The 26,409-nt window shown below is 47.4% G+C and carries 23 protein-coding genes; 11 read left to right on the forward strand and 12 right to left on the reverse strand.

Going from position 1 to position 26,409, the window contains the following annotated elements; genetic code table 11:
* Positions 1–58 precede the first annotated feature (58 nt).
* The 5 genes from ACOZB4_RS21010 to ACOZB4_RS21030 all read right to left on the reverse strand — a co-directional run bounded on the left by ACOZB4_RS21010 (position 59) and on the right by ACOZB4_RS21030 (position 7,748).
* The gene (locus ACOZB4_RS21010; RefSeq protein ID WP_379406880.1) at positions 59–1,657 is read right to left on the reverse strand and encodes an extracellular solute-binding protein; all 1,599 of its coding nucleotides are present in this window, start codon (positions 1,655–1,657) and stop codon (positions 59–61) included.
* Positions 1,658–1,719: 62 nt separating this feature from the next.
* On the reverse strand, positions 1,720–2,622 hold the full coding sequence (locus ACOZB4_RS21015) for a carbohydrate ABC transporter permease (RefSeq protein WP_076321084.1): 903 nt from the start codon (positions 2,620–2,622) through the stop codon (positions 1,720–1,722).
* 10 nt (positions 2,623–2,632) lie between these two features.
* A complete protein-coding gene (locus tag ACOZB4_RS21020; RefSeq protein ID WP_076321083.1) occupies positions 2,633–3,586 on the reverse strand; it encodes an ABC transporter permease in 954 nt (317 codons plus the stop codon).
* Between the two features lie 313 nt (positions 3,587–3,899).
* A complete protein-coding gene (locus ACOZB4_RS21025; RefSeq protein ID WP_379406879.1) occupies positions 3,900–6,158 on the reverse strand; it encodes a helix-turn-helix domain-containing protein in 2,259 nt (752 codons plus the stop codon).
* Between the two features lie 234 nt (positions 6,159–6,392).
* The gene (locus ACOZB4_RS21030; RefSeq protein WP_379407007.1) at positions 6,393–7,748 is read right to left on the reverse strand and encodes an MFS transporter; all 1,356 of its coding nucleotides are present in this window, start codon (positions 7,746–7,748) and stop codon (positions 6,393–6,395) included.
* A gap of 402 nt (positions 7,749–8,150) precedes the next feature.
* Between ACOZB4_RS21030 and ACOZB4_RS21035 the strand changes: the two genes are divergently transcribed.
* From ACOZB4_RS21035 to ACOZB4_RS21045, 3 genes are all read left to right on the forward strand, one after another.
* Positions 8,151–8,387: a DUF1796 family putative cysteine peptidase gene (locus ACOZB4_RS21035; protein WP_379406878.1), complete on the forward strand. Its 237-nt coding sequence runs from the start codon at positions 8,151–8,153 to the stop codon at positions 8,385–8,387.
* A gap of 114 nt (positions 8,388–8,501) precedes the next feature.
* Entirely contained in the window at positions 8,502–8,771 is a 270-nt protein-coding gene (locus ACOZB4_RS21040) for a hypothetical protein (RefSeq protein WP_379406877.1), read from the forward strand.
* Positions 8,772–8,961: 190 nt separating this feature from the next.
* Entirely contained in the window at positions 8,962–9,774 is an 813-nt protein-coding gene (locus ACOZB4_RS21045) for a hypothetical protein (RefSeq protein WP_379406876.1), read from the forward strand.
* An 88-nt stretch (positions 9,775–9,862) separates the two neighbouring features.
* Here ACOZB4_RS21045 and ACOZB4_RS21050 read toward each other — a convergent pair whose 3' ends face one another.
* Positions 9,863–10,453: a hypothetical protein gene (locus ACOZB4_RS21050; RefSeq protein ID WP_379406875.1), complete on the reverse strand. Its 591-nt coding sequence runs from the start codon at positions 10,451–10,453 to the stop codon at positions 9,863–9,865.
* Positions 10,454–10,626: 173 nt separating this feature from the next.
* Positions 10,627–11,463, reverse strand: coding sequence for an AraC family transcriptional regulator (locus ACOZB4_RS21055; RefSeq protein WP_339272273.1), 837 nt, complete (start codon positions 11,461–11,463; stop codon positions 10,627–10,629).
* A 122-nt stretch (positions 11,464–11,585) separates the two neighbouring features.
* On the opposite strand from ACOZB4_RS21055, the gene ACOZB4_RS21060 reads away from it, so the two are divergent.
* The gene (locus ACOZB4_RS21060) at positions 11,586–12,581 is read left to right on the forward strand and encodes a Gfo/Idh/MocA family protein (RefSeq protein WP_379406874.1); all 996 of its coding nucleotides are present in this window, start codon (positions 11,586–11,588) and stop codon (positions 12,579–12,581) included.
* A 23-nt stretch (positions 12,582–12,604) separates the two neighbouring features.
* Positions 12,605–13,552 (forward strand): aldo/keto reductase, encoded by a 948-nt coding sequence (locus ACOZB4_RS21065; RefSeq protein ID WP_379406873.1) that lies wholly within the window; start codon positions 12,605–12,607, stop codon positions 13,550–13,552.
* 151 nt (positions 13,553–13,703) lie between these two features.
* Here the strand turns inward: ACOZB4_RS21065 and ACOZB4_RS21070 are convergent, their stop codons facing one another.
* From ACOZB4_RS21070 to ACOZB4_RS21085, 4 genes are all read right to left on the reverse strand, one after another.
* On the reverse strand, positions 13,704–14,246 hold the full coding sequence (locus tag ACOZB4_RS21070; RefSeq protein ID WP_379406872.1) for a DUF6022 family protein: 543 nt from the start codon (positions 14,244–14,246) through the stop codon (positions 13,704–13,706).
* Positions 14,247–14,367: 121 nt separating this feature from the next.
* On the reverse strand, positions 14,368–14,958 hold the full coding sequence (locus ACOZB4_RS21075; protein WP_379406871.1) for a TetR/AcrR family transcriptional regulator: 591 nt from the start codon (positions 14,956–14,958) through the stop codon (positions 14,368–14,370).
* A gap of 25 nt (positions 14,959–14,983) precedes the next feature.
* Entirely contained in the window at positions 14,984–15,439 is a 456-nt protein-coding gene (locus tag ACOZB4_RS21080; RefSeq protein ID WP_379406870.1) for a VOC family protein, read from the reverse strand.
* A gap of 130 nt (positions 15,440–15,569) precedes the next feature.
* Positions 15,570–15,890, reverse strand: a complete 321-nt coding sequence (locus ACOZB4_RS21085; RefSeq protein ID WP_339293016.1) for a hypothetical protein — start codon at positions 15,888–15,890, stop codon at positions 15,570–15,572.
* Positions 15,891–16,023: 133 nt separating this feature from the next.
* Between ACOZB4_RS21085 and ACOZB4_RS21090 the strand changes: the two genes are divergently transcribed.
* Both ACOZB4_RS21090 and ACOZB4_RS21095 read left to right on the forward strand, forming a co-directional pair.
* On the forward strand, positions 16,024–16,305 hold the full coding sequence (locus ACOZB4_RS21090; RefSeq protein WP_379406869.1) for a GNAT family N-acetyltransferase: 282 nt from the start codon (positions 16,024–16,026) through the stop codon (positions 16,303–16,305).
* 214 nt (positions 16,306–16,519) lie between these two features.
* The gene (locus ACOZB4_RS21095; RefSeq protein ID WP_422759629.1) at positions 16,520–19,534 is read left to right on the forward strand and encodes a PAS domain S-box protein; all 3,015 of its coding nucleotides are present in this window, start codon (positions 16,520–16,522) and stop codon (positions 19,532–19,534) included.
* Positions 19,535–19,628: 94 nt separating this feature from the next.
* Here the strand turns inward: ACOZB4_RS21095 and pepF are convergent, their stop codons facing one another.
* On the reverse strand, positions 19,629–21,431 hold the full coding sequence (gene pepF / locus ACOZB4_RS21100; protein WP_379406867.1) for an oligoendopeptidase F: 1,803 nt from the start codon (positions 21,429–21,431) through the stop codon (positions 19,629–19,631).
* Between the two features lie 559 nt (positions 21,432–21,990).
* Between pepF and ACOZB4_RS21105 the strand changes: the two genes are divergently transcribed.
* The 4 genes from ACOZB4_RS21105 (at position 21,991) to ACOZB4_RS21120 (ending at position 26,262) form a co-directional block, all read left to right on the forward strand.
* Complete coding sequence (locus ACOZB4_RS21105) at positions 21,991–23,964, forward strand: endonuclease MutS2 (RefSeq protein WP_379406866.1); 1,974 nt, start codon at positions 21,991–21,993, stop codon at positions 23,962–23,964.
* Positions 23,965–24,031: 67 nt separating this feature from the next.
* Positions 24,032–24,550, forward strand: coding sequence for a GNAT family N-acetyltransferase (locus ACOZB4_RS21110; RefSeq protein WP_379406865.1), 519 nt, complete (start codon positions 24,032–24,034; stop codon positions 24,548–24,550).
* Positions 24,551–24,674: 124 nt separating this feature from the next.
* Entirely contained in the window at positions 24,675–25,538 is an 864-nt protein-coding gene (locus tag ACOZB4_RS21115) for a class I SAM-dependent methyltransferase (protein WP_339272253.1), read from the forward strand.
* 4 nt (positions 25,539–25,542) lie between these two features.
* Positions 25,543–26,262 (forward strand): RluA family pseudouridine synthase, encoded by a 720-nt coding sequence (locus tag ACOZB4_RS21120; protein ID WP_379406864.1) that lies wholly within the window; start codon positions 25,543–25,545, stop codon positions 26,260–26,262.
* Positions 26,263–26,409: the final 147 nt, after the last annotated feature.

Here is a 26,409-nt window from a genome sequence, read left to right on the forward strand (position 1 = left end):
CGTGACACTAAATAAATTAACCTGAAATAAAATCATGAATCACGGTTCTTCATCTTAATTATTCCGACTTGTTCCAGCGGTCATAGGCATCCTGATAGATCTTCAGCATTTCATCCAGACCCATCTTGTTAATCATCTTCACATAATCGTCCCACTTCGTGAGCGGCTCCTGGCCAACGACAAACTTCGCTTCCATTTGATCGACATAGGTTTTAATGTCCGTCTTAATGATATTCAGCCTTTTTTGCTCATCATTGCTGAAATACACATCCGGGTATGCCTGAACCGCATAAGGGTTCAACTTCTCGTCCACCATTTTGTTGTAATCCGGCCCTTTGCCGTTATCACGCATAGCGTCAAATTTTCTTTCCTTGATCAATGGCAGCTGTCCGCCACAGTCCGGGGTTAACTTCGCCCGATATTCCTCACTGTTCATTCCTTCAGGAAAATCGAACTCCCACTTCGTTTTGGCGTCATCCAGCCATTTGATGCTGTTTCCGTAAATCCCGAGCTTGCTGCCTTCGGAGGAGTACAAATAATCAACCCACCGCATCGTTGCCTCAGGATACTTATTCTGACTCGTAATCGCGAATGTACCGCGGCGAATTTTCGATGATTTCATCGCCAGCTTCTCGCTGTTGACCGGACTGGTCAGCGTCCCAAGCATGGGGTGCTTCAAATTGTCTTCCGGTTTATCCACCTTCAGGACGAGATCTGGAGATGAATGTGGGAAAGCACCGATTTGGTTCGAATTGCCTTTGGCCGTCATTTGCTGGGACGTCTGTACAAAGGTTTCCTCATCCATCAGCTTCTCTGTAAACAGTTTGTTTAAGTAAGTGATATATTCCTTGTACTGATCCTGCACCGGATTAAAGCGGACCTTCCCGTCCTTTACCTCCACTTCACGGCCAAGCAAGCCGAATGCTGGCAGCAGCACGCTCTGGAAGCCTCCCAGTTTCTCGCTGGATATCGGAATTTCGTCATTTTTGCCGTTCTTGTTGGGGTCTTCGTTCTTGAACCGCTTCAGCAGCTCATACAGTTCATCCGTAGTCGTTGGCTCCGTTGTAATCCCCAAACTCTCCATCCAGTCCCCGTTCAGCCACAATCTGCTCGGAACGAACGCACGAGGCTCATCGATAATGAGCGGAAGGGAGTAGATATGCCCGTCCACGGTGGTGATCGACTTTTTGATATCCGGATTATCCTTCATGAGTTTATTGAAATTCGGCGCGTACTCCTCGATCAATCCTTCCAGCGGAACCAGATAACCTTGGCTGCCGTATGTAACTTCATCGTCAGGTGTAAGACCAGCGTTGAAAAACACATCCGGCAATTGCTGGCTTGCGAACGCCAAATTCTTAGCCTCTTGATAGTTGGCTGCTGGAGGTGTATTGAAATTAAAATAGATATTTGTCATTTCTTCCATTTCCTTAAATAATACCATGTCCTCCCAAGGCCCGTGAATGGCCGCTTTCGCCCCCATCATTGTCAACGTGATTTTCTCACCTACAATCGGGTAGCCGCTAGTATTGAAATTTTTCGGTTCTCCCCCACTTTCATTCCCAGCATGATTCGTTTTATTGCCCGTGCTGCACCCGGCTAACAGAATTGCACTGCTAATAATGATACAGAAACTGCCTTTTAACCATTTTTTCATTTCTTTATTTCCCCTCTCTATGAGCTTATATTGTTGATCATTGTGAAATTCCAGATGTCCCGTTAACCCTTGACGGAGCCAATCAGCACACCTTTCATGAAAAAGCGCTGCATAAACGGATAGATGACGATAATCGGCAAGCTGGACACGATCATGACGGCATACTTGATGATGTCGGCAATCCGGGCCTGTTTGGCCATCGCTTCCATGTCGTCTCCAGTCATCAGCATCGTATCGTTCATCTGATTCTGTACGAGGATTTCACGCAATATTAATTGAAGCGGATACAAGCTGCGGTCCTTCAAGTAAATGATCGCACTAAAGTAACTGTTCCAGTGAGTCACCCCATAATAAAGGGCCATGACCGCGATGATCGGAGCAGAGAGCGGAAGCACAATTTTCAAAAACAGAACGGTATTGGAGCAGCCATCGATTTCGGCGGATTCCTGGAGCTCTTTCGGAATATTGGTTTGAAAAAATGTGCGGCAAATAATCAGGTTATAGACTGCAACTGCATTAGGAATCAGCAGCGCCCACACGGTGTTCAGCATTCCAAGCCAGCTGACGAGCAGGAAGGATGGAATCAGTCCGCCTCCGAAAAACATCGTGAACACGATCAAACCCATCATAATCCCGCGGCCTTTCAAATCTTTGCGGGAGAGCGCATAGGCTCCTGGAACGGTAAACAGCAGGTTGATGGCTGTTCCTGCAACCGTATACAAAATCGTGTTTCTGTAACCGGACCAAATCTCCGGATTTTGAAACACCCGCTGATACCCTTCAAACGTAATGCCTCTGGGATAAAGCCACATCGTCCCCTGATTCACATAGACAGGATCACTGATAGAAGCGCTGATAACGTATACGAGCGGGTATAAGACGATGATCAGGATGAAGAACAGAAATATGAAATTGATGATTTCGAACACTCTGTCCGATCTAAGTTTCCTTTTCATGGTTGTTATCCACCTTCCTTTACCATAGACTTGTCTCGTTTACTCTCTTGGCGATCCGGTTAACGGTAAGCAGCAGTATGAAATTAATGACCGAGTTAAACAAGCCAATCGCAGCCGAGAAGCTGAACTGGCCTTGCACAAGCCCGCTTCGGTATACGTATGTGGAGATAACGTCTGACGACTCCAGATTCAGTGGATTTTGCAGCAGGAATACTTTTTCAAACCCGACGGACATAAAGCTCCCTACGTTCAGAATGAGCAAGATCACCATCGTAGGCAGGATGCTCGGAAGATTGATATGCCATATGCGCTTCATCCGGGTGGCTCCGTCAATCATCGCCGCTTCATGCTGCTGGGGATCGACTCCAGCCAGCGCCGCCAGGTAAATAATCGTCCCCCAGCCCATACTTTGCCATACACCGGAGAGTACAAATACAGACTTGAACCAGCCCGGTTCGCCCAGAAATTGTACAGGTTCTCCACCCAAAGCCTTGATAGCCAAATTGACTAAACCGGTTCCCGGAGACAGAAAGGCGATAATCATGCCGCTCATAACGACGACGGATATAAAGTGAGGCGCATACGTTACGGTCTGCACCCACTTCTTGAACGCCCCGTTCTTCAGCTCATTAAGCGCTAACGCGATAATAATCGGGATCGGAAACCCAACGATCATTTCATACAAGCTGATGCCAACCGTGTTCCCGATCAGATCCCAAAAATAATAAGAATCGAAAAAACGCCTTAAATGCTCAAGACCAACCCATGGGCTGTTCCATATCCCCGAACTGGGGGCATAATCCCTGAAGGCAATCTGCAGGCCATACAGCGGGAAATAATGAAATACAATAAAATAGGCCATCGTGGGCAGAACGAATATATACAGCTCCCAATTTTTGAGAACCGACTTCCATCTGCTTTTCCTGAGCCCGCGTTCCGCACTTTTGGCAGCAAGCAGTGTCTTGGCTGTCATGAACCAACCAACCCCTTTCTCAAATTAAATCTCATGCTATCTGTTCGAAGATGTAATCGTAAATCTGTAGATATTGTTCTGGGGTTGTTACTTTTTACATTGCCTGCCACGACAAGGCGAATTCATGTAAATTTGTTATTCTTGCTGTGGCTTGTCGATTCTTTACAATTCTGTATCAGCCCTCCTTATTAAGGATTACCTCTCCCCTGACCCCAAGCTAATGGACAAAAAAAGCGCGTTCTCTCGAATCGAAAATTTCGAGTAGAAACACGCGTTTTATCGAAAGATTATACGAAGATTTACCGCTTTGTACTCACGAATACAGTTTCCGGTATTGCCCAAGCGTTATACCTTCTGTATTTTTAAACTTGCGCATAAAATTGGAGACGTCCGAATAGCCAACGCTGGCAACAATATCTTTAATCGCCAGATCGCTGTGCTTTAACAGCCGTTTGACCTCCTCCATGCGAAGATGGGTAACATATTCGGTGAACGTATAACCCGTCTGGTCCTTCATGTAACGGCTGAAATAGGAAATGGACATCTGGAAGTGATCGGCGATTTTCTCCAAATTCAGGTCATATTCCTGGTAGTGCTGCTCAATGTATTGGAAAATCTCTGCTCCCATGGCGGTGTTCTTGCTTTCTTTATTGGCCTGCACATAATCGCATATGAGGTCAATGAGTCCGGTCATCCCCGCATCCAGTTGTTTCAAGGTCGTAAATTCCGCCAAATGGCTCCGATACTCTTGAGGAATACTCAGTTTCAGTTCATTCATCGTTCTAAGGAACGTGTTGATCAGATCAAAACTCATACAGCGGAAGTAAAACAAGGATACTTCTTTTCCTTCTAAATCGTGCACGATGTTAACCAGCGCGGTTTTGGCTGCTGCATTGTTTCCCTGCTTCATGCTTTGCACAAGGCGGATTTGCTCTTCGATCGGGTACCATTCACTGCCTTCCTGCCATTCGGACATATCAGCGAAATATACGATCTCCCCTTTGCGAATCCGACCAGTTTGCTCCATAGCAGCTGAAGCTTCAATGTAAGACCGATTCGCATGAATCAGCCCGGATACCGGGCTGCCCACGCCCACCGTTGGCCGAAACCCGCAGCAATGCTCGAACAGCCGAGCAATTTCGCCTGCAATTTCCTCTTGGACATGGCGCAGACATGATTCGTTGCAGCCCGTGCTAATCAGGATGGCGAGGGACTGATCTGGTATGAGTTCCACTCCATACCCAACTGCATCCGTCATGGATATCTCGGACAGCAGCCGCAGCAGCTCTTCCCGGTTCTGCGTGGATATGTACTCACTCCCGTCCATCGGGATAACGGTCACAAAGCAGTTCTCTTCGGGAAGCGACAAATTTTCCCGAGACAAAAAAGCTATCGTCTCCTCCTCATCCTTGATCAAACCTAATATCAGTCGGACGAAAAACTGCTCACGCACAATCGGACGCTGTTCATCAATTCTCTTCATCAGGTCGCGCGTAGCCTGAACGGAATCGCGGATCAAGTCGAGCTCATTATGGCGGCGGTTATCGTTTCCATGCGTCCATACTTGTAAAGTCCGTACATAGTCTGCAATGTTCCGGATAGGACGATATTGTCTAGTCGAGAGCAGGACGGCGATCAGAATCCCGAAGGCGACAACTGCACCACAAATGAGCAATACAAAGGTCCGCATTTCCAGTACCCTTCCCAAAAACTGGTCGGTTGGCATAACGATGACATAAGACCAACCCGTCCATTTTGATTTAGCCTGCATTAGAGAATAATGTTCGCCGCCTAGCTTGGCATCATGAATGCCATCCTGGGTCTTGGAAACAAGTAACTGTTTAGCTTCCTGTTCTGTCAGGTCGTTCTCGTGGCTTCTTGAAGCCAAAATACTGTCCTTGGAATCCAAAATGTAAACGCTACCATTAAAGTCCCCTAAAATAGGACCAACCAGGTCGGTCAGCATCGATTCACGAATGAAGAAGCTAACTGTGCCGTAAGGCGCTTGGCTATTGCGTGGAATCGGGAACATATACATCAGCACGTTTTGCTGTTGGCTGCTGCCCGTGACCGTAGTCTGGATACGACGGATTTCTGGGATCTGAAGTCGGCTCATTTCCTCGTCCAGGCGAATCCCGTCCAGGTCACTAAATCCGTATACACGCTTTGCAAATGTATCGAATGAGTTGATTCCGGACGAAGTATACAGCCGCTCATCCCCATGAAAATAAAGCGCGACTTCATCGACTATCGTATTATTTGCCTTATATTTGCCCAGCTCATCTACCGCTTCAATTTCCCTGTATTTCCCGCTCTTCACTACGAATGGAGTCAATTCGGAGTCAATCGAAATCCTTGATGCCGTGTTGTCCAGACCGCGTGCCAATAAGTCGAACGTATTCTTAACCTGGTTCAGCTTGTATACATTGGATGCCTCAATTTCACTTTTGAATCGTACGACCGCATTATAATACACGACACTGCTAAGTATGATGAACGGTATGGCAAAAATCAGTACATGCGACAGTAGAAATTGATAGAATAAGCGAGAATTGGTTCGTTTACGCCTCATTGCTCTCCCCCAATATTTAGTTCTGGCAGCAAATTAGACTGGAATGCAGTTTTTCTTTAAATAATACAACTCCTTCCATTTATTATTCGTACAATATAGGCGTTATCCGTGAGTTAGTCAATACAGAAGTGGCAGCTAACCATGACGTATAAAAGGCTTGTTACCAAAAAAAACCCGCTCTCTCCGTTGTTACAAGAGAGAGCGGGATTTGGATCACATATGTGCTTCTAGGCGTTAGATTTGGCTGCTTCTTTTTCCGATAAAAGCCAATGTATAGATCATACTTCCAGCTACGATAACCAACGAAAACAGAAGTAGCAAGTTGCTGTACAAGTCTGCCTCAGCACTCCATAACATCGGAAGAAGCGGGAAATCCAGCAAGCGTCTGGAAAGCAAGCCTCCTACAATTGCAACTCCGATCCCTTCCGATAAGAAGCATGCAAAATTAAGCATTCCCATCCCTGCTCCCGCTTCTCTCTCTTCCAGAGAATCGGAAACGACGGTTGAAATCACCGTCTTCACAAATGAAAGGCCTCCAAATACAAAAATCAGCATGGCTGTTACCATCCAAGGTGATTGACCCACCAGCATAGCCATGGTTAAAAAACCGCCGATAATCATCAGGGAGCCTATATAGAACACAAAATGATGACCTTTCTTGTCAACGAGTGTGCCCCCTAACATGCCAAACAGCATGACGCTCATGGCACCAGGAAATATAATGCCCGCGCCAATCATGTCCGTAGACAAATGATGGACGCTTCTCATCAGATAAGGAACCATGGACAGAAATCCGGCTACCACGCCCAAAATGATGCAGCCCGTGATCGTTCCGGCGATGAACTTCTTCCTTACGAATAAATAGGGTTCGATAAATGGATTTGAGGCCCGTTTGATCCGTACGGCGAATAATACGAGCGCTGCTAAACAGCCAGCCAAATACATCCAATGTTCATGGGTCGTAAACAAGGTAAATAGCACTACGCCAACGGAGAGCAGAGCTGCTCCCGTAACATCAACGTTCCCTTTCTGTTCGGTTTCATCCGGCAGCACTTTTAAAAAGAACGGAATCGTTGCAAGCGTCATAAGAGGAAATACAAACAACACGGACCAGTGCACATAATGGGCAACAACGCCTCCGATGACAGGCCCGATTCCTTCCCCCGTTGCAACCAGCGATCCTATAAGACCAAAAGCTCTTCCACGAGATTTTGCATCGAAATAACGCACAATCATGACCATGACCAGCGCAGGGATGGCAGAGGCTCCTGCCCCCTGAATAAATCTTGCCGCAATCACAGCAGGTAAATAGGCATGTGCCGCTAATCCCAGCATAGACCCACTGCCGTACGTTACGATGCCTATAATGAGCATTTTTTTGATCCCGTACTGATCCGATATTTTTCCGTACACAAACGAACCTATGGCAAACGACAGCATAAAGCCTGTATTGACCCAATTGGCTGTCGATGGCTCCACATGAAATTGTCTGGCGATATCCGGAAGTGCCACATTAAACACCGTTTCATTCAAAACGCTGAAAAAAACCAAAAATCCCAGCCAGGCAAACGCGCCTTTCAAATTTGTGATCCGTAATTTTTGACTTGGTTGAGTAATCTCTTCCACCTGGTAGTTGCCCCCGTAAATTTAGGGGAATACGCAGTTTATAGGGTCAATGATGCGATTTCCCTCAAATTTTGTACCCAAATCCATCTTTTTTGCCGCATGCAATAATCCTCCTTTGAATATTCTGATTTTAATATAACATACGGATAAGGAATACATTGGTATAGTAGCAGATGAGGATTCACATGTTGTTTGCACCTTTAGAAGGCGCCTAAATACTCCCCTTCTCTCAAAGTTTCACTCCCTTCTACCGTTAAGCTTAAACGGTGGCTAAGCTCTCCCACATCTTTCCTTGGTCACTACTCCATACCAACTCTATCAATTTGCATATGATATCCAATGATAGATTCAAGGAGGTCTGGTAGCATGACAACCCCTATGGAGTTTGATGCCATTTTCAGTCTGGGTCACAACTGTCAAGTTGCCGCCCAGCTAAGAAGAAACAAGCTGCGTCATGCAGCAGGTCCGTGGGACTGGTTCAACTTCGCTTCGACCCGTGAATTTTGCAAAGTGATTAAACATCAAATCAGTGATTTCATGCTCCGGGATAACCTGGACATTTATGGTAAATTCGTGAACTGTTATTATGTACGCGACAAATGATCCTCCTGTTTATCCTTCCATGATTTCAAGAACAACCCGGAGGAGCTGCCGCTATATGACTACCCCGCTTTTCGCGAACGGCTGGATCGAAGAATCGAACGCTTTAACCGCTGCTTGATTTCTGAACAAAAGACGCTGCTCGTGCGGATCATCCCGCATAAAAAGGATGCTGAGACGATTGATCAGGTTATTCGCGAAACTTACTCCAATCCGAACGTAACCCTCTTATTTGTCACGCTTAGCAGCAGTCCAAGTATTGTTACTCTTCCTTCTTTCTCGGATCGGGTGCTCATCAAGCAAATACCGAAAGGGCCCACATGGGAGGGAGATTTGGAGGCTTGGATGACCATTCTTGGAGGATTTTCGCTCATTTCAGGGGAATAAGTGTTTGACAAAACCAAAATTTACCTGTATATTTAAAAAAAGTGAATCGGAGCTCTTACGAAGGAAGCACCCGTAAGTCTGGCGTTGAATGCGCCTTTCTAACGGGTGCTTTTTGTCGTGAGTTCGGCCATCCTGTCATGATGCGACTGCCGCTCATGATGATTATTCGTTATGTTAAGGAGCGATGTTTATGTTTAGAAGATTACTGACCTCATCCCTTGTTATGGCACTATTTCTCACTTTAATCCCCATGCCTCTTGCGAATGCAGCTGCGATCGAGTTCACCGATGCGGTCCAAGCCCAATTGAATGCCACGGCGGACCGGGCCGGTGGAACCGTACGTACCAAACTCATCAATCTGTACGATAATTTTAAATCGGAACGAAAGCAAGCGATGGATTGGGATGATCGAATCTCTTCCCTTCGCTATGCCAATGAATCCAAAACTTCAGAAACCCGCAAAAGAATCAGCGAAATCGATAAGGACAAAATCCGCAAGCTGGAGGATCAGCTCCAAGCAGCCAAAACCAAGTACCAGCCGCTGTTTAATACCTATACCGCTCTCAATAAGCAAATCGCCGTTGCTAAGAAACTCAAAGATAAAACGCTTTCCAAGATGTTGCAGTCACAGGCCGGTGGCATGAAGATCCTGGTTACCCTGGGACGTGAGGATATCCGAAATAAGCAGGCGGCACTTACGGCAGCCAAGAAAGAGAAAACTTCCAAAGCGGCAAAGGTTCGCTCTATCCTGTCCGAGATTGATTCCTACAAAAGCAAGATCAAGGGCGATAAAAGCGCAATCTCAACGCCAAATAAACTGATGACAACCGAGTGGAAAAATTTCAAAGCAGCAGTAAAGGCGAATGAATCGGCCAGAACCAGCGATACCCTTTCCAGGCTGCTGACGCTCTCCGGTCAGATCTTGATGAAAAAGAAAAGCATTTACAGTCACGAACAAAAAATCGAGTCTATCATTGCACGAGCAAATGCGCAATTAAAATGACGCTTTCAAGAATCGCACCATACAAAATAACTTCTGCCGAGGGCAGAAGTTATGGTTCGATATGCAACAAATCAACTCAAAAGTCAACTCAACTTGAAGCCGTTTGGAACGGGTATTGGAATCCAGCCAACCTGGATTGATCAAGCAATGGATAGTCATATAACATACCTTCATAAATAACTTCGAATGCCGGATGCTGAAAGAAATCATTCGGAGTTACTGCGGAGGAAGGGCGATTCCATAAATGGATTCTGCTTTGCTTCAGCGCTTCCGCTACGAATTGTGAACAGAAGTAGGATCTTTCTCTCATAATATCAAGTCCCATCAGCACGCCAAACATACCAATGAGATTGTACCCGTAAGCATCCTCTTCATCCTTATAATTTTGAATCACGCTTCTTGCCGTCTCAAATTGCTCCCTTGTGACCTCGAGTCGGAGCAGAGCGCAGCGCGTACCTGGAAAGTGACGGAAGGTTCCTTCGTATACATCTTCCTCAACAAATCCCCCAACCCAGGGATTGTTGGCGCATTTGCGCCCAAAGCTGAACACTTCATTCAAGTTCTCGTCCAGCGCCAGCGAAGCATGATTATAGGGCGCGGCAGTAATTCGTTTAATCAGTTTGGTAAACATCGTACCCGTATCGGTCAGTAGAACATATATATTTTGGTTATCGGACATTTGGCTTTCCCCCACATACATTGATTACATATTTCATTGAATCCGGATTTCGTCAAATCCTTCGTTAATTCCATTGTAGTAGAGGCAAGCCGTTTCCATAACCGACTATAGGTGTGAATAGAACCTGGACCTAAGTCGAGTTCTCACCTAACCTGGCGACGTGATATCCATAACTATACCCCATATAAGCGACGATAGGAAGATGGTGTCATACCTTCATGCTCCATAAATCGCTTGTTAAAGTAACTGACGCTCGGATAGCCCGCTTCCACTGCAATTTGTCCGATGGTTTTTTCTTTATGGTCGAGCAGCCACTGCTTTGCCATCTGAAGACGGCAGCGCGTCACAAAATCCATCGGGGTCATCTCCATAACATTGCGGAATAATTTGCAGAAATAGTAGGTGGTGACGCCAAGTCTGTCCGCCCACTCCTCCAAAATAAACGGTTGTGCCGCTTCCTGCTGCATGATCGGCAGTAGTTCAAGAATCCGGTTGGCCGAGTTGTTCGATTTATTGTCCGATAATGCGGACGCCTGCTCCACGAATACGGCTAACAAGGAATACGTTAGCGTGGACAGCTGCGCTGGCTTGAGCATCCGGTGGGTCTCCGCCTCACATAACAGCGCTTCGTGCGCTTCCTCAAAGGCTGACGGCTGCCGAATGCTCCACAGCTGGCTTTTATGAAATCCACGTTCGATGAAATAGTTCTGCAGACCGCTGCCATAAAAGTGGAACCACCGCACATCCCACGGATCGTCCTCGCTTGTGTAATAACGCTGAGCCTGCATAGGAAAATATAGCACGGCTTCCCCTGGGCCAAGCGTATGAACTACATTTTCGATTTCAACATACCCTTTACCGGAAGCCACATAATGAATATTAAAATTGTTCAGAGACCCGGCTGCCCGCGTAACGGTATGGTCCAGTTCATCCCGGTATATCCCTACTGATTCGGGCAGGCAGAAGAATGGCATTTGCGGAAGGGTTAACAGATGACTTTGTCGTTTCATCATAATACTCCTCAAATGACAATATTGTTGTATTAGACTACAAAATAATATTATATCAATTTTAATTCTTGTCTTTTATAATCGCAATATAATCTTAATAAGTTGCATAGGAGCTGATGAACATGACTCAAAAACTTCGTTGGGGAATCCTTGGCTGCGCCAGCATTGCCAAACGCTCGGTCATACCTGGTTTACAGCAATCCCGTCTCAATGATGTCGTTGCCATTGCGAGCCGCGACCAGGCAAAGGCAGCGCAAACGGCAGAGGAACTGAATATTCCGACTGCATACGGCAGTTACGAGTCCTTGCTCGAGGATTCTTCTATAGATGCTATCTATATTCCGCTCCCTAACCATCTACATAAAGAATGGAGCATCCGTGCGGCGGAAGCCGGTAAACACATTCTATGCGAAAAACCCCTTGCGTTGACGGAAGCAGAAGCAGCTGGAATGGCAGAAGCAGCGGCTAAAGCCGGGGTAGTGCTGGCCGAAGCCTTTATGTATCGCTATCACCCGCGGTATGACTTGATGAAGGAAATGATCGACGCCGGTGCCATCGGGGACATTCGGGGCATACGCAGCGCGTTTACCTTCGACAGCTCCGCCAATCACGGGAATGTCCGTTTTCGCAAAGACTGGGGCGGCGGTTCGATTTATGATATCGGCTGTTATCCAATCAATGCCGCGCGCATCCTGCTGGGTCAAGAACCGGAAGCTGTTACTGTTCAAGCTTTCTTCTCCCCCGAGCATGATTTTGTTGACATGATGGCATCCGGATTAATCGAATTTGAGGGCAATGTATCCCTGACTTTTGATTGCGGAATGTGGGCGGCGTATCGCAACCCGCTTGAGATTGTGGGAACGGATGGCTTGATCGAAGTCCCCTACGCCTATAGCCTTCCTGAGGACGGAGCGAACTTCTTCTTAACGACCGGCGAAGGACGTAAAGAAATCGAGGTTCCTCATGCAAACGCATACAGTGAACAAGGCGACCACATGGCTGAAGCGATTTTGAACAACAAACCTCTCCGCTACACTGCAGAGGATGCGATTCACAACATGAAGGTCATCGACGCCTGCCTGCAATCTGCCCATGAACGGAAGCGAATTGTATTGTAAATACACCCAAGGAGGATATGGAAATGAAATATATATCAATCAAGGGATTAAACAAACCCGTCTCCGTGCTAATGAAAGGAACGGATTACTTCTATCATGATTCGTATGAGAAAGCAGCCGCGAATATGGATGCATACTTGGCCATCGGCGGCAATTCGGTTGATACTGCTCACATCTACGCTGGAGGTCAAAGCGAAGAAGTGATCGGCAGATACATGCAGGAAAGAGGTAACCGGGATCAGATCGTCATACTGACCAAGGGTGCTCATCATGACCATAATGGCCCGCGCGTAAATAAAAAAGACATCAAGAGTGACATCACAACGAGCTTTGAAAGACTGCAGACGAATTTCATCGATCTGTACGCACTTCACCGTGACGACCCTGAGATTCCGGCAGGCGAAGTTATTGAGGCTCTGAACGAATACATTGCCGATGGCAGCGTTGGCGCCATTGGGGTATCCAACTGGACATGGGAGCGCATCCGGGATGCCAATGCCTATGCCGAGGCGAATGGATTGGTCGGTTTCTCCTTCAGCAGCCCGAATCTCAGTCTGGCCAAACCAAACGAGCCGTTCTGGAAAGGCTGCGTGTCTGCCGATGCAGATACGATGGCGTGGCATGAAGCCGAGCAGTTCCCGTTGTTCTCCTGGTCTTCCCAAGCGAGAGGATTCTTCACAGGCCGATTCACGCCTGAAATTCGGGATAATGCGGATCTTGTGCGGGTGTTCTACAGCGATGAGAACTGGGAGCGATTAGAGCGCGCCAAACAACTGGCCGCATCGAAAAATGTGACAGCCATACAGATCGCACTCGCTTATGTGCTGAACCAACCATTCCCAACCTGTGCGCTGATCGGTGCGCAATCAGCCGAAGAATTAAAATCCTGTGATGAGGGTTCAACCATCCAGCTGACAAGGGCAGAATTAGACTGGTTAGACCTAACAGTTGATCAGCTGTCTTCAATCTAAATATTAAAAGCGCCTTGTCTCAGGATATTTTCATCCTGCTCAAGGCGCTTTTTTATAGGCTCATGAGAACCATCTGAAATCTTATACTAGGACGAAGACATCTCCTTGGTGGGCAGAAAAATCCGCGCTGCATCCGCTGCATCGTTACTTCCTACTCCTGCAAACTCCGAAGATATGCTTCATATTCAACCGTAAATTCGAGTGCTTCCTTAAAATTCGGGGACTTGAGCGAAAGAGCCGCGACGACCTCCTCTTTTTCTGTCTCCTGCAAAGCTATGATGCGAGGCTGCCTTGGGACGCGAAACTGTGTATGATCGTGATATACGACGGTGACGATGGTGCCTAGTCGCTCCTGCTCTGGCGAATAAACCGTGCTCCACATCCAGCGCTGTTGGTCCGTCCCTTCCTGGCTTCCCCATTCTCTTGAGATGTCAAACTCACCGGGGAATTTCGGTTCAGGTCGTATTCCTAATTCCTTTAATTGTCTATGAATGGGCAAGAATAAAAGGTTCAAAAACGTCCCATACGCTGCATCTCCACCCTCGTTGTATGCCCTCATCAGTTTTTCCTGATTTACGGTAAGTATGGTTTGCCAGTTATGTTCAATGTACTCGGAAATATAGCTTCCGATGGCTTCGATTGGATGATCTTGATGCTCTTCCAAAAATTCCTTCAACGGTTTCATTGGTTTCATGGTTAACCCCTTTCCCATTTCATGGATTTATTGCTGTACCTCTCCAGCTTACAACATTCGTGCAAATTGTAAGGTTTGTTGGAAAACCGGTCCATAATAGGGGTAAACCTTATCATGTACTTTAGTCTCTTACTCGAAACCCTTGTAACATGCCGGCAATCACATCCATCGTTTCCTCGATGCCTTTATCGGTTGCAGGCATTTGAGCGACCCAAAGCGAGCATTCATTTAATGCGCCAGACAAGCCATGGGTCATCGCATCAACAGGGATTTTCTTCATCATTCCCTGCTCCTGCATCAAAGTTAACTGCTCCCGCAAATGACTCATCGAATGCAACTCGTCCATCTCGCGCCAAGCCTCCCAACCTACAACACTAGGACCGTCAATGAGCATAATCCGCTTATTCTGCGGCTCTACCACAGCAGCAATGAAAGCCCGGCAGCCAAACAGGAGCTGCTCCCAGGGATCCTCGGAGCTACCCGCTTCCGTTTCCACGCGCTGTGCAATTTCCGATTGTACTAATTCAAGCACAGCCAGGAACAAACCTAGTTTATTCTTAAAGTGATGATACAGAGCGCCGCGGGTAACGTTAGCTTCGTCGGCAATTTCCTCTAGTGCCGCATTGGCATAGCCTTTTTCCGTGAATTGTGTTCTGGCTACCTTCAGCAGCAGCTGTATTGTCTCGCGGGTCTCGCTTTTGCTTCTTCTCATAATTAGCGTTGTTCTCCCCTATGCATCATTCTCTGGAGTCAACCTCGTTAGGTGACCACACTTCTTCATTATACTGCTCCAGAAAGGTCTGGGAAGGCGGAATGATTTTGATCATGTCAATCAGTACCCCATTCGGGTCACTGATAATAAAATGCCGCTGACCAAATTCCTCATCCCGCATCTCCTGATGAAGCTGCAGCTTTTCGTGGATGATCAGCCTTTGGTACTCGGCATCCACATCCTCCACCTCAAAATTAAGAATCAATCCCTGTACAGATTTCTGAAAAGCGGACGGTACCGTGGGATGGTCTTTGGACAAAATGGCCATTTCATAGGCGCCTTGTTCCAGGTCTCCCTTCTTCAGGCTTACATACCAATCCGCTTCAAAAACAATCTCAAATCCAAACAACCGTGTGTAAAACTCTGCGCTTTCGGCGATCTTGTCTGTCATGATCACAGGATAAAATCCTTGCAGCTTCATATGGAAAACATCTCCTTCTACAATGGGATGAATCCAATTTATCATACATGCAGTATGTATGTAAATGCAGATTTCTAAAATTTATCATAAAAAAAAGAACCTGCAGACCAGACTGCAGGTTCTTCGTTTGCTACCACAACAAGCTGACAGCCAAAAGATTAAACAATGCTAGCGGCAATACTACATTAGGATTGGGCCCGTATGGCGCAAAGGGCGGATATCCGGGAAAGAATCCTCTGTTGCCTTGTTCTACAAGAATGTACACATTTTTTGCGTCTACGTTTATGACGACGCCTTCGATGGCTTCATCATCCATCGTATGCACTCTTACCTTGCGATTCATCACATTTTTCATAGCAGCATGGGCGCTTTCTCTATGCTTCTTCATGGAATGTACCAGATGGTGATCGCATTGAAACAGCATTTGCGGTTGCGTTGAATAATTGTTCATGATGCTCCTCCTTCGTTCTCTTCTATCCGCATTGTATGCAAATATCCCGTCAAGGGTGTTCGCCTATGTGAAATCCGTTTAATGCATCGTAGATACGGGTATAGTACAACCAGATGAAGGAGGATTAAACACCATGGACAAACAAAATATACAGTCAAAATCGGGCAGCTTTTTCATTAAAGATGACGGAAAAACGGTAGCCGAAATCACCTACTCGCCTCAAGGTAATGGAGTGATCAGTATCGATCACACCTATATCTCACCCAGCCTGCGCGGGCAAGGAATCGCCGACGAGCTCGTTCGAAAAGTAATAGGGTACGCTCGGGAAGAAAATTTGAAAATTATCCCCGCTTGCTCCTATGCCGGGCATTATTTTGATAAAAACATCGACGATCGTGTACTGTTGTACAAATAAAAAACGATGCTAAAAATAACATATGGCATTGATAATCGGATGTCCCCCTCGTAAAGTTAGACTCGCCAGCCATAAGAATGCTCCTCTTATCGGTTGGCTTTTACGCGCCTTAATTCCAAGTTCAAATTATACTTAGGTATTTTCGATTGCGATAGAGTGATCTTATCCTCTATGATCGAATGGTATAGCTTAAGTTAGGGAGGCAACTATAATCATGAGGCAAACAGCGGAACATTGGGTCTGGGAACAAATGTTTGATACATTGCCTATTGGGGCGATCCTGATTTCTGCGGTTGACGAGCCTGTGGCGATGGTTAATGATCGTTTTTGCGAACTTAGCGAAACCAAACGTTCAGACCTGCTTCAGCTCAAACCTTCCGAAATCCAAATTCTATCCAACCTACCGATTCAACAAACATTGAAATCATTCACATATAACCAAACGACCACGCTCAAAAGTAACTCTTATTTTATCCGCCGTGACGGAAATCAAGTCCATATCTCAGTGACTATTTCCCTGTTAAAACATCCTGCCCCTGGAGAGACTCCATGGATATTGTGCTGTATTGAACCCCGAACCATACAGGAGGAATTATCTTTGCCGCGGACCATTAAGAATGATGAGCTGCTTGCACTTATTTCCAAAAGTGGACAAGATCTTATATCCATCAGCAACGCTGACGGCATCATTGAGTACATCTCACCTTCTGTGACCGAAATACTCGGATACACCCAAGAGGAAATGACGGGCCAATGCCGGATCGATTACTATCATCAAGTCGATTCCGAGCAAATAAAAGAACCGGGCAAACTATTTTCAGAGGAAAACAGCTTCGTTCGACGCATTCACCATAAGGACGGGCATTATTTATGGTTCGAAACGTATTTTCAGCTAATTCGGGGAGCTCAGGGTGAGATTAACAAGGTTCTGGCCATTGGACGAAATATTACCAAACGAAAAACGGATGAGGATACGCTGGCCCATGCGCAGCGGATTGCCAAGATCGGTTCCTGGCGTTGGGACCTGATCACGCATACGCTAACCTACAGCGATGAGATGAGGCGAATTTACGGATATCAGATCAGTGCCACCGAGCCAAACCATAACACGCTGCTGTCATTGGTCGTTCCGGAGGACCGCGAGCGGCTGGAGGCGGCGGTGAGCAGAGCCATTCAAGGGAAGGCGAATGAAATCATCTACCGGATCCAGCTTCAGGACAAGCAAATCCGAACCATTCGAGCTCAATGGGAAGTCTCCGTTACGAATGAAGGCAGACCCATGGAGATGGTTGGCATGGCGCAGGATATCACCGAGCAGGTGCTGATTGAACAGCAGTCGCTGGAGAATGAAAATAAGTACAAGCTCATAACCGAAAATTCCCTTGATTTCATATCGAGCAGCACCATAGGCTGTTCAACGTTTCTTTATTGTTCACCTTCCTGTTATTCTCTGCTTGGATATCGTCCGGATGAGATGGTTGGCACCAGTATATTCGATTACGTATACGCTGAGGATATCATACCGCTTCAGGACTATTTCAAGAATTGCCTGGACTGCAAATTGCTCACACCGATCACCTTCCGTTATATACATAAGGATGGCAGGCACATCTGGTTTGAAGTCAATTGCAGGTACATTAGCACGCAGGACGGCCAAAAGAACGAAATCATTTCGATTGCCCGCGACATTTCCGAACGAAAGCTGATGGAATTTAAACTTAAAGAAAGCGAGCAGCGATATCGTTCTCTATTTGAGTATAATCCGTCGGCGGTATACTCCATGAATTTGGATGGCGACTACTTAACGGCCAATCAAAATTTGCAGGACCTGACGGGTTATTCCTTGGACGAGTTGATCGGAATGTATTTCGGACCGATTGTAGCGGAAAATGACATGGCTCGAACGTTGTATCATTTTAATCAGGCGACAGAAGGCATACCGCAGAGCTATGATCTGACGATAATTCATAAGGATGGACATCCTATCGACATCAATACCATCAACATACCGATTTTCGTGGATGACGAAGTGGTCGGCGTCTATGGCATTACCCGGGACATTACCGAGCGCATGCGAACCATGGAAGAGATTAAGAAACTTAGCCGCGAGCTCACTCTTTTGCTGAATACGGTATCCGAAGGCATTATCGGGCTGGACATTCACGGAGTGGTCGCTTTTATCAATCCGGCAGGCGCAGCGATGCTGGATTATGAACCGGCTACCACCATCGGAAGACCTTGCGACCAGATTATCAAAGAAATTCGCCATGACGGCACTTTTTATCGGGGGGACGATTCTCCGCTAGTTCGAGCCGTCAAACAAGGAGTACCACTGTCCAGAGCCGAAATTGTGCTTTGGCGAGGCGACGGAACCAGCTTTCTGGCAAATTATCAGGTCAACCCAATCTGGGATCAAGGAGAGCGCAAAGGCGCCGTTATGATGTTCCGCGATATAACCGATGAGAAAGAGATCATCCGGGCGAAGGAGAATGCCGAACGGGCAGATCAAGCGAAAACGGAGTTTCTGACCATGATGAGCCATGAACTCCGCACGCCGATGAACGGCATCATCGGGATGATTGAGCTGTTAAGAACGACCGAGCTTGACGAGGACCAACAGAATTATACCAATATTCTGATGGAGAGCAGCAGTTCGCTGCTGCACATCCTAAACGAGATCCTTGATTTCAGCAAAATCGAAACCGGCAATATGACACTCATTCATGAACCGATCGATTTGCGTTCCTTGCTTGAGGTCGTCGTTGATCTATTCTCGGCCAAAGCCAAAGAAAAAGGGTTATCGTTATCCTGCAGCATCAACAGCTCCATGGTACCCGATGTGATCATCGGCGATGCCCTGCGGCTGCGGCAAGTGCTTGTTAATCTCATCAGCAATGCCATCAAATTCACACATGAGGGCAGCATCATGATGAGTGTCGAGGGACTGCCCAGGACGGGCACCCAGGAATTCACGCTTGCTTTTCAAGTAAGGGATACGGGAATTGGCATCCCTGCTGAACAGCAGCATCAGGTATTCACCTCTTTCTCACAGCTTCACCCCTCCTTGAATCGCAAATACGGCGGTACGGGACTGGGGCTTGCGATCAGTAAAAAACTCGTCGAGCTGATGGGAGGGGTCATCGGCGTCGAGAGTCGTGAACATGTCGGTTCCTCCTTCTATTTTACGATCCCGACCCATACGCTGAATGATGATAACACGGACAAATAAACTTCAGAGTCTCTCCAATATCTTCCACAAAACAAAAGGGTGATCTTCAGCAAATGAGCTGTTGACCACCCTTTTCTCCTATATTCAAATGGTACTATTCCTCGTACAGGGACTCCAATTCGTCAATTAATGAGCCAACATAAGCTACCGCTTTGGAGATTGGTTCAGAAGTGGACATATCGACTCCCGCCATAGCCATTAATTCCAGCGGACTCTTGCTGCCTCCGGCTTTAAGGACTTGGAGCCAGCGGTCTACAGCCGGTTGTCCTTCCTCGCGAATCAATTGTGCTGCAGCTGTTGATGCGGTCAGTCCTGCGGCATAAGTATATGGATAAAGACCCATATAATAATGCGGTTGCCGCATCCAGGTAAGCTTCGCTCCTTCATCGAGCTCGACCGCGTCACCCCAGAAATCGGATAGCACGGCACCTTTTAGCTCAGATAGCTTATCTGCGGTAATCGGCTCATCAGCCATCGCATGGCTGTATACCCGTCGCTGCATTTCCGCTTCCAGAAGGTGAGTCACGTAGTTATGGTAATACGTGCTCAGAAGCTGAAGAATAACAGAGCGCCGCATCCGCTTATCCTCGGATTGACTGAGCAAGTGATCCGCCAGCAGCAGCTCGTTCATCGTTGAAGGCGCTTCAATAAAATACAAGGAAGGACGCGCATTGGTGATACGCTGATGGCTAGCAGCCAGCATCAAATGACCGGCATGCCCGACTTCATGCGCTAACGTGAAGGCATTGCGCATATTGTCCGCCCATGCCATCAGGATATAAGAATGTACTCCGTATACGGAGGAACAGAACGCGCCTGTAGATTTACCAATATTATCGGCATAATCCACCCAGCGCTTGGAGAACGTGGATTGAACGATCTCGCCGTATTCAGGACCCAGTATCGACAAAGCACTGGAAATTGTAGAGCAAGCTTCTTCATAAGTGATGCTTGGATTGAAATCCGTATCCATCGGCGCTTTCAAATCGCAGAACAGCATTTGATCCAGCCCAAGCACACGCTTCTTCAGCTTCATAAGTCTCCGCATATGCGGAGCTAACTCCGTCAGAATTGTATCATGGATATTGTTGTACATCTCCATGGTCACTTGCTGCGGCTTCAGCAGCATGTCCGTTACGGAATCATACCCGCGAAGCCGGGACATCACCACTTGTTTCTTCACTTCGGTGGCGTAAGCCTCTGCAAAGGTATGGCGCGATCCCTGCAGTGACTTCGTGAAGGAAGCATAGGCTTCGCGTCGAAGCTGCGTATCCTCGGACATTTCATAAGAATTCTCGTACAAACGGAACGAGACCGGTTTGGTTTCGTCATTTACTCGAATATCGTCAAAGGTCATATCCGACAGCTTGCTGCGCAAATAGATGCGGTAAGGAGACCCGAGCACCTCTCCTAGCGATGCTAGCACGCTCTCCGTCTCAGGGCTCAAGTGGTGAGGTTTGGTTTCCAGCAACAATTTCAAGCTTCGGGCATATGGAACAAGCCCTTCTTCCTTCGTTATGTAATGTTCGATGGCGCCATCTTCGAGATCCAGCAGCTCCGATACAATAAACGTCAGAGAGGATTGGATGCGTGAGAGAACATCGCCCGTTTTGGCCGAATTCGCCAAGTTAGCCGGGTTGGTTCCGTCCTCCGATTGCCGTAATCTGGCATACGCTCCAACTTTGCTGATGCTTTCCATCAAAACTTCCTGTTCATTCAAGCATTCCAGAAGAACAGATGCACCCTCTCCCAGCCTACCTTTGAATCGTGTCAATTGAGCAGCTTGCGATTCAAGCGCTTTTAACCCCGCTTCGAATTCTTCTTGCGAGACAAACAAATCATCCAGATTCCAGGTTGCCTCGATTGGAACCTCACTTCGTGTCAGCAACTTCCCCATGGATACAACTCCTCTCGTGTCTTTTACTCTCGTGATTGACGACAGCATTTACGAATGAATAGCAACTGCATAACAATTCCATCATATCACAGTTTTTCAAGGGACCGTATCCGCTTTTCGGCCTTGACTTGGGACCATATTTATGGATATAGTTGTTCTATACTCTTATCTAAAGGAGAGATTTTGATGTCGGTGGTCGTTCTTAACTAACCAAATTTCATATGGATCGAAATGTAAAATTTTGGGCATTCCCTGTGTTGGGATATGTTTATTTTTTGATGGATTTTCATTTCATCCGTTGAATTAGTTAAGAACTGCGGATATCAATTGAAGCCCCTTTAGGGTTTATTCAGATATGATATGGTCATCCGTGCTGAGTTCAGCGCGGATTTTTTGGGTCTCCCCTCTTTTATGCAAAAGGGTTATTTGGAGCTGTCCCATAACGCCATGCCATCGGAATAACGGTCTATGGGCGGAAAGCGAACCTTAGTAGTTCGCTTTCCGCCCTTTTTTGCATTGTATGCCATCCATTTTATAAATCAAAAGGAGAATGAAGCCCATGAAACCATTCGCATTAAACAAATTGGAGTATGAGAGAATACGCACCGAGCTTGAACGCTTTGCCGTATCGTATCTGGGAGTCGAGCATATTCAGAAGATGGCCCCCCTCACCCAGATGAAAGCCATCCACAATAAATTGAATGAAACGGTAGAAGCCAAAACTTTGCTCCATACCGGAGCCAGCGTACCTATTCCTTCACTGGAGGGAATAAAAATGGTCCTGGATTTGCTCGGTACCGGCTATGTCCTGTCTGAGCGTGATTTCGGGAATATGGTCCAATATCTGAGAAGCTGCCGCCAGCTCATTCAATATATGAATGCCAAGAACGACATTGCTCCATTGATCAGTTCCTACGCCTCTTCCATGCATGAACTGCGTCCGCTTCTGTCCGAAATCGAACGCAGCATTCACGGCGGACGTGTCGTGGATAGCGCCAGCAAAGATCTGGCAAAAGTCCGCAAAAAAATCATCATGACCGAGGAACGGATCAAGCGCAAGCTCGACAGCCTGATGAGCCGTTACAAAGGGATCATGCAAGAGCATGTCATCAGCAAACGCGGTGGACGTTACGTGCTGCCCATCAAGAAGGAACACCGTAAATCCGTGAATGGCTCGATTCTGGATGAATCGGCCAGCGGACAGACCGTATTCATCGAGCCTTCCGACTTGCAGGCACTTCAGATGGAATTAACTCTCCTCCATGCCGATGAAGTTCGGGAAGAAACAAAGGTGTTGAGTGATTTAACCGCACTTGCCGAGCAATATCAATTCGAACTGAAAACCAATGCCGACATTGTTGGAGTCTACGATTACATCATAGCCAGAGGCAAGTATGCCATTTCCATCGGCGGGCGCAATGTGAGCCTGAACCAGGAAGGGTTCATCCATTTAAAATCCGCGGTGCATCCTTTAATCGGCTCCACCATGGTACCGCTGGACTTTACCATCGGGAAGCGGTATAAAACCCTGATCATTACAGGACCTAACACCGGCGGCAAAACTTCAGCGCTCAAGACGGTTGGACTCATTACGGTCATGGTTCAATCCGGTCTGCTGGTTCCTGTAGCGGATGGCAGCCATTGCGCCATCTTTGAGGAGGTTTCCGTCGATATCGGAGACGGACAGAGCTTGGAACATGCCCTCAGCACGTTCTCTGCACATATACGCAACATCCGCGACATTTTACAGACGGCTAGCCGGTCCACGCTCGTACTGCTCGATGAGATGGCGTCCGGAACGGACCCAGGTGAAGGCGTTGGATTGTCGATCGCCATTTTGGAGGAATTGAGTCAACGGCAAGCAACGGTTGTAGTCACCACCCATTTTACAGAAATCAAAAATTTTGCCGAGCGCACAGCCGGCTTTGAGAATGCCCGCATGGAATTTGACGCTGACACACTTGAGCCCCTCTATCGTCTGCGGATCGGTGAAGCCGGTCACAGTTATGCCTTTGTCATTGCCGCGAAGCTGGGTATTCCGGAGTCGATTATAACCAGATCGCGTGAAATAACGGAAGCGGGAGCTGCAAGAGGCGACAAAGTCCTTAGAGATGATGTTCGCTCAGAGCCCAAAGCATGGGCAGAAGAAGCGAGTCTGGCAGAACACGTTACCTTACCGACAGGCGAACAGGATGAGCTAGTGATTGTTCAAGATCATGTAGATGTAGATGAAGATGAAGATACTCCCTCTTCCCTCTATCAACTTGGCGATCGTGTCTATGTGCCTTATTTGAAACGTAGCGGTACCGTGTATGAAACCATGGACGGTAGAGGAAATATCGGTGTTATGATTCAGAAGGATCGACTGAAGATTAACCACAAACGACTGAAACCTTATATTGCCGCCAAGGATCTTTACCCCGAGGATTATAATCTTGATATCGTTTTTGAGAGCAAAGAGAACCTGAAGAAGCGTAAACTGATGAACCGCAAGCACGTTGAAGGACTGCAGATTGAAACGAAGCCGGAGTAACGAAGCACTTGGGATGAGTCGCAGGATATCTATAAAAAATCCACAGGATTTGCGAGGAGAGATCACGATGAACATACGTACAGAAACCATAAACGATCATGGGAAGGTCCAGGACCTTCTCACTCAGGCTTTTCCCGGACAGGAAGAAGCGCTTCTAGTACAACGGCTGCGGGAAGACAAAACCTTTCAACGGGAATTGTCAATCGTTGCAGAAGAAGATGGGATCATCAAGGGACATATTATGTTCAGCCAGGCCAGCCTTATTGACGGCATTCATAGCCATTACGTGGCTGCGCTAGGGCCACTGGCTGTGCTTCCGGATTATCAACGTCAAGGGATCGGCGGAATTTTGATTGAAGAAGGCAAACGGCGGTGCCTCTCGCATGGCTATCCCCTTGTTTTTCTATTCGGCCATCCGGCGTATTATCCCCGTTACGGCTTTGTTCAGGCCAGAACCTATGGGATCGACTTAACGCAATTCACGGTTTCCGATGAAGTGTTCATGGTTGCCGAGCTTCAGCTAGGCGCACTCAACCACCTGCATGGCGAATTCCGTTTCCACTCCGCATTCGAAGATTTGGGGTAAGTCGAGCTTCAAAGTCCATATCATCCGAATAGGTTTGGTCAAGCCGGGCAATCCTTGGTGGCATTCAGCTTCTGATATGTTGTACAATAAAGTCTAAATGACTATTTGAAGGATGGTTTTCAACATGTATGTAGCTCAGGATTGGCAAGATTACGAGGTCATCGATACCGGAGGCGGGGAGAAGCTGGAACGCTGGGGCGACGTGATTCTCAGACGTCCGGATCCGCAGATCATATGGCCGATTGAACGTGAAGATGAACAATGGCGCAGTGTTCACGGACACTATCACCGCAGTTCGTCCGGCGGCGGGCAATGGGACATGAAAAAGCAGCTTCCGGACCGGTGGACCATCTCATACGACCAATTAAAATTTCATATTCGACCAACCAATTTTAAACATACCGGTTTGTTTCCGGAGCAGGCAGCCAACTGGCGTTGGATGATGGATAAGATCGCCTCAGCCGGACGTCCGGTCAGCGTGCTGAACCTGTTCGCCTATACCGGGGGAGCAACCGTCGCGGCCGCCTCGGCCGGAGCTCAGGTTGTGCATGTGGATGCTGCCAAGGGGATGGTTCAATGGGCCAAGGAAAATGCGGCATTGTCCGGCCTCGCCGACCGTCCTATCCGTTATATTACGGATGATGTATTTAAATTCGTGCAACGAGAGCAGCGTCGAGGGAACAAATACGATGCGATCATTATGGACCCTCCATCTTATGGCCGCGGTCCAAGTGGAGAAACGTGGAAGCTTGAACAAAGCTTGTACCCATTTCTCGAAAGCTGCATGAGCATTGTATCGGATAATCCGCTGTTTATGCTGATTAACTCCTATACGACCGGCATCTCCCCTACCGTTCTGAATAACATGCTGACCATGACCATGAAGCCGAAATACGGCGGTATCATCAGTGCGGGTGAAATCGGATTGCCGATTACCCGCTCCGGTATGAACCTGCCATGCGGCATCCTGGGTCGCTGGGAGTCCTGATTCGATGAGCAAGCGGGAACCAGCAGCATATCCGGTAGTGCCGATAATTTTCGAGGATAATCATGTGTTAGGTGTAACCAAGCCAGTAAACATCCCCTCCCAGGAGGATGCTACCGGCGATCCCGACATGCTGACGATTTTGAAACAGGATATCAAGGAGCGCTACAATAAACCGGGCAATGTATTTTTGGGGTTGGTTCACCGTCTGGACCGTCCGGTTGGCGGAGCGATGGTTTTTGCCAAGACCTCCAAAGCCGCATCCCGATTATCGGAAGCCGTCCGCAATCGCAGCTTCCGCAAGCAGTATGTAGCGGTCGTTCACGGGATTCCTTCGAAAACCTCAGGTAGGCTCGTAAATATGCTGTATAAAGATGTGAAAACCAACACCGTCCATGTCACCTCTAAAGGTACCGACGGGGCCAAGGAGGCCATTCTGGATTACACCGTGCTCCAAACGGCGGAAGGCTTCAGCCTCGTCCTGATCGAGCTGCACACGGGCAGGCCACACCAAATCCGTGTACAGCTGAGCCATGCGGGACATCCGCTGTTCGGAGATCAGAAGTATGGAAGCAAGGTGAACAAAGCCGGGCAGCAGATTGCCTTGTGGTCCGTATTGGTCGGATTTCCGCACCCCGTTACCAAAGAGGAAATCGCCATCCGTTCCATGCCGGCATCCGTCTATCCCTGGAGTCTCTTCTCCATGGACAAGCTGGAGGCCACATAACGGTTCTATACAATAGGACTCAAAAAAAACGAAATCCATCCTTGGATTTCGTTCAGGCTGTCGAGAAAGTCTCGACAGCTATTTTTATATCGAGATATTTCAACACGACACCGCGTTAATGTTGTATAATTATAGTAATAAATGAGA

The organism is Paenibacillus sp. NPDC058898 (assembly GCF_049316025.1).
Taxonomy (GTDB): Bacteria; Bacillota; Bacilli; order Paenibacillales; family Paenibacillaceae; genus Paenibacillus_AQ.

Coding starts and splice junctions, on each gene's coding strand:
- ACOZB4_RS21060 (WP_379406874.1), top strand. CDS start 11,586: ATGACTCAAAAACTTCGTTGGGGAATCCTTGGCTGCGCCAGCATTGCC.
- ACOZB4_RS21055 (WP_339272273.1), bottom strand. CDS start 11,463: ATGAAACGACAAAGTCATCTGTTAACCCTTCCGCAAATGCCATTCTTC.
- ACOZB4_RS21045 (WP_379406876.1), top strand. CDS start 8,962: ATGTTTAGAAGATTACTGACCTCATCCCTTGTTATGGCACTATTTCTC.
- ACOZB4_RS21025 (WP_379406879.1), bottom strand. CDS start 6,158: ATGAGGCGTAAACGAACCAATTCTCGCTTATTCTATCAATTTCTACTG.
- ACOZB4_RS21050 (WP_379406875.1), bottom strand. CDS start 10,453: ATGTCCGATAACCAAAATATATATGTTCTACTGACCGATACGGGTACG.
- ACOZB4_RS21095 (WP_422759629.1), top strand. CDS start 16,520: ATGAGGCAAACAGCGGAACATTGGGTCTGGGAACAAATGTTTGATACA.
- ACOZB4_RS21080 (WP_379406870.1), bottom strand. CDS start 15,439: ATGAAGCTGCAAGGATTTTATCCTGTGATCATGACAGACAAGATCGCC.
- ACOZB4_RS21070 (WP_379406872.1), bottom strand. CDS start 14,246: ATGAAACCAATGAAACCGTTGAAGGAATTTTTGGAAGAGCATCAAGAT.
- ACOZB4_RS21105 (WP_379406866.1), top strand. CDS start 21,991: ATGAAACCATTCGCATTAAACAAATTGGAGTATGAGAGAATACGCACC.
- ACOZB4_RS21085 (WP_339293016.1), bottom strand. CDS start 15,890: ATGAACAATTATTCAACGCAACCGCAAATGCTGTTTCAATGCGATCAC.
- ACOZB4_RS21075 (WP_379406871.1), bottom strand. CDS start 14,958: ATGAGAAGAAGCAAAAGCGAGACCCGCGAGACAATACAGCTGCTGCTG.
- ACOZB4_RS21090 (WP_379406869.1), top strand. CDS start 16,024: ATGGACAAACAAAATATACAGTCAAAATCGGGCAGCTTTTTCATTAAA.
- ACOZB4_RS21020 (WP_076321083.1), bottom strand. CDS start 3,586: ATGACAGCCAAGACACTGCTTGCTGCCAAAAGTGCGGAACGCGGGCTC.
- ACOZB4_RS21115 (WP_339272253.1), top strand. CDS start 24,675: ATGTATGTAGCTCAGGATTGGCAAGATTACGAGGTCATCGATACCGGA.
- ACOZB4_RS21110 (WP_379406865.1), top strand. CDS start 24,032: ATGAACATACGTACAGAAACCATAAACGATCATGGGAAGGTCCAGGAC.
- ACOZB4_RS21065 (WP_379406873.1), top strand. CDS start 12,605: ATGAAATATATATCAATCAAGGGATTAAACAAACCCGTCTCCGTGCTA.
- ACOZB4_RS21010 (WP_379406880.1), bottom strand. CDS start 1,657: ATGAAAAAATGGTTAAAAGGCAGTTTCTGTATCATTATTAGCAGTGCA.
- ACOZB4_RS21120 (WP_379406864.1), top strand. CDS start 25,543: ATGAGCAAGCGGGAACCAGCAGCATATCCGGTAGTGCCGATAATTTTC.
- pepF (WP_379406867.1), bottom strand. CDS start 21,431: ATGGGGAAGTTGCTGACACGAAGTGAGGTTCCAATCGAGGCAACCTGG.
- ACOZB4_RS21035 (WP_379406878.1), top strand. CDS start 8,151: ATGACAACCCCTATGGAGTTTGATGCCATTTTCAGTCTGGGTCACAAC.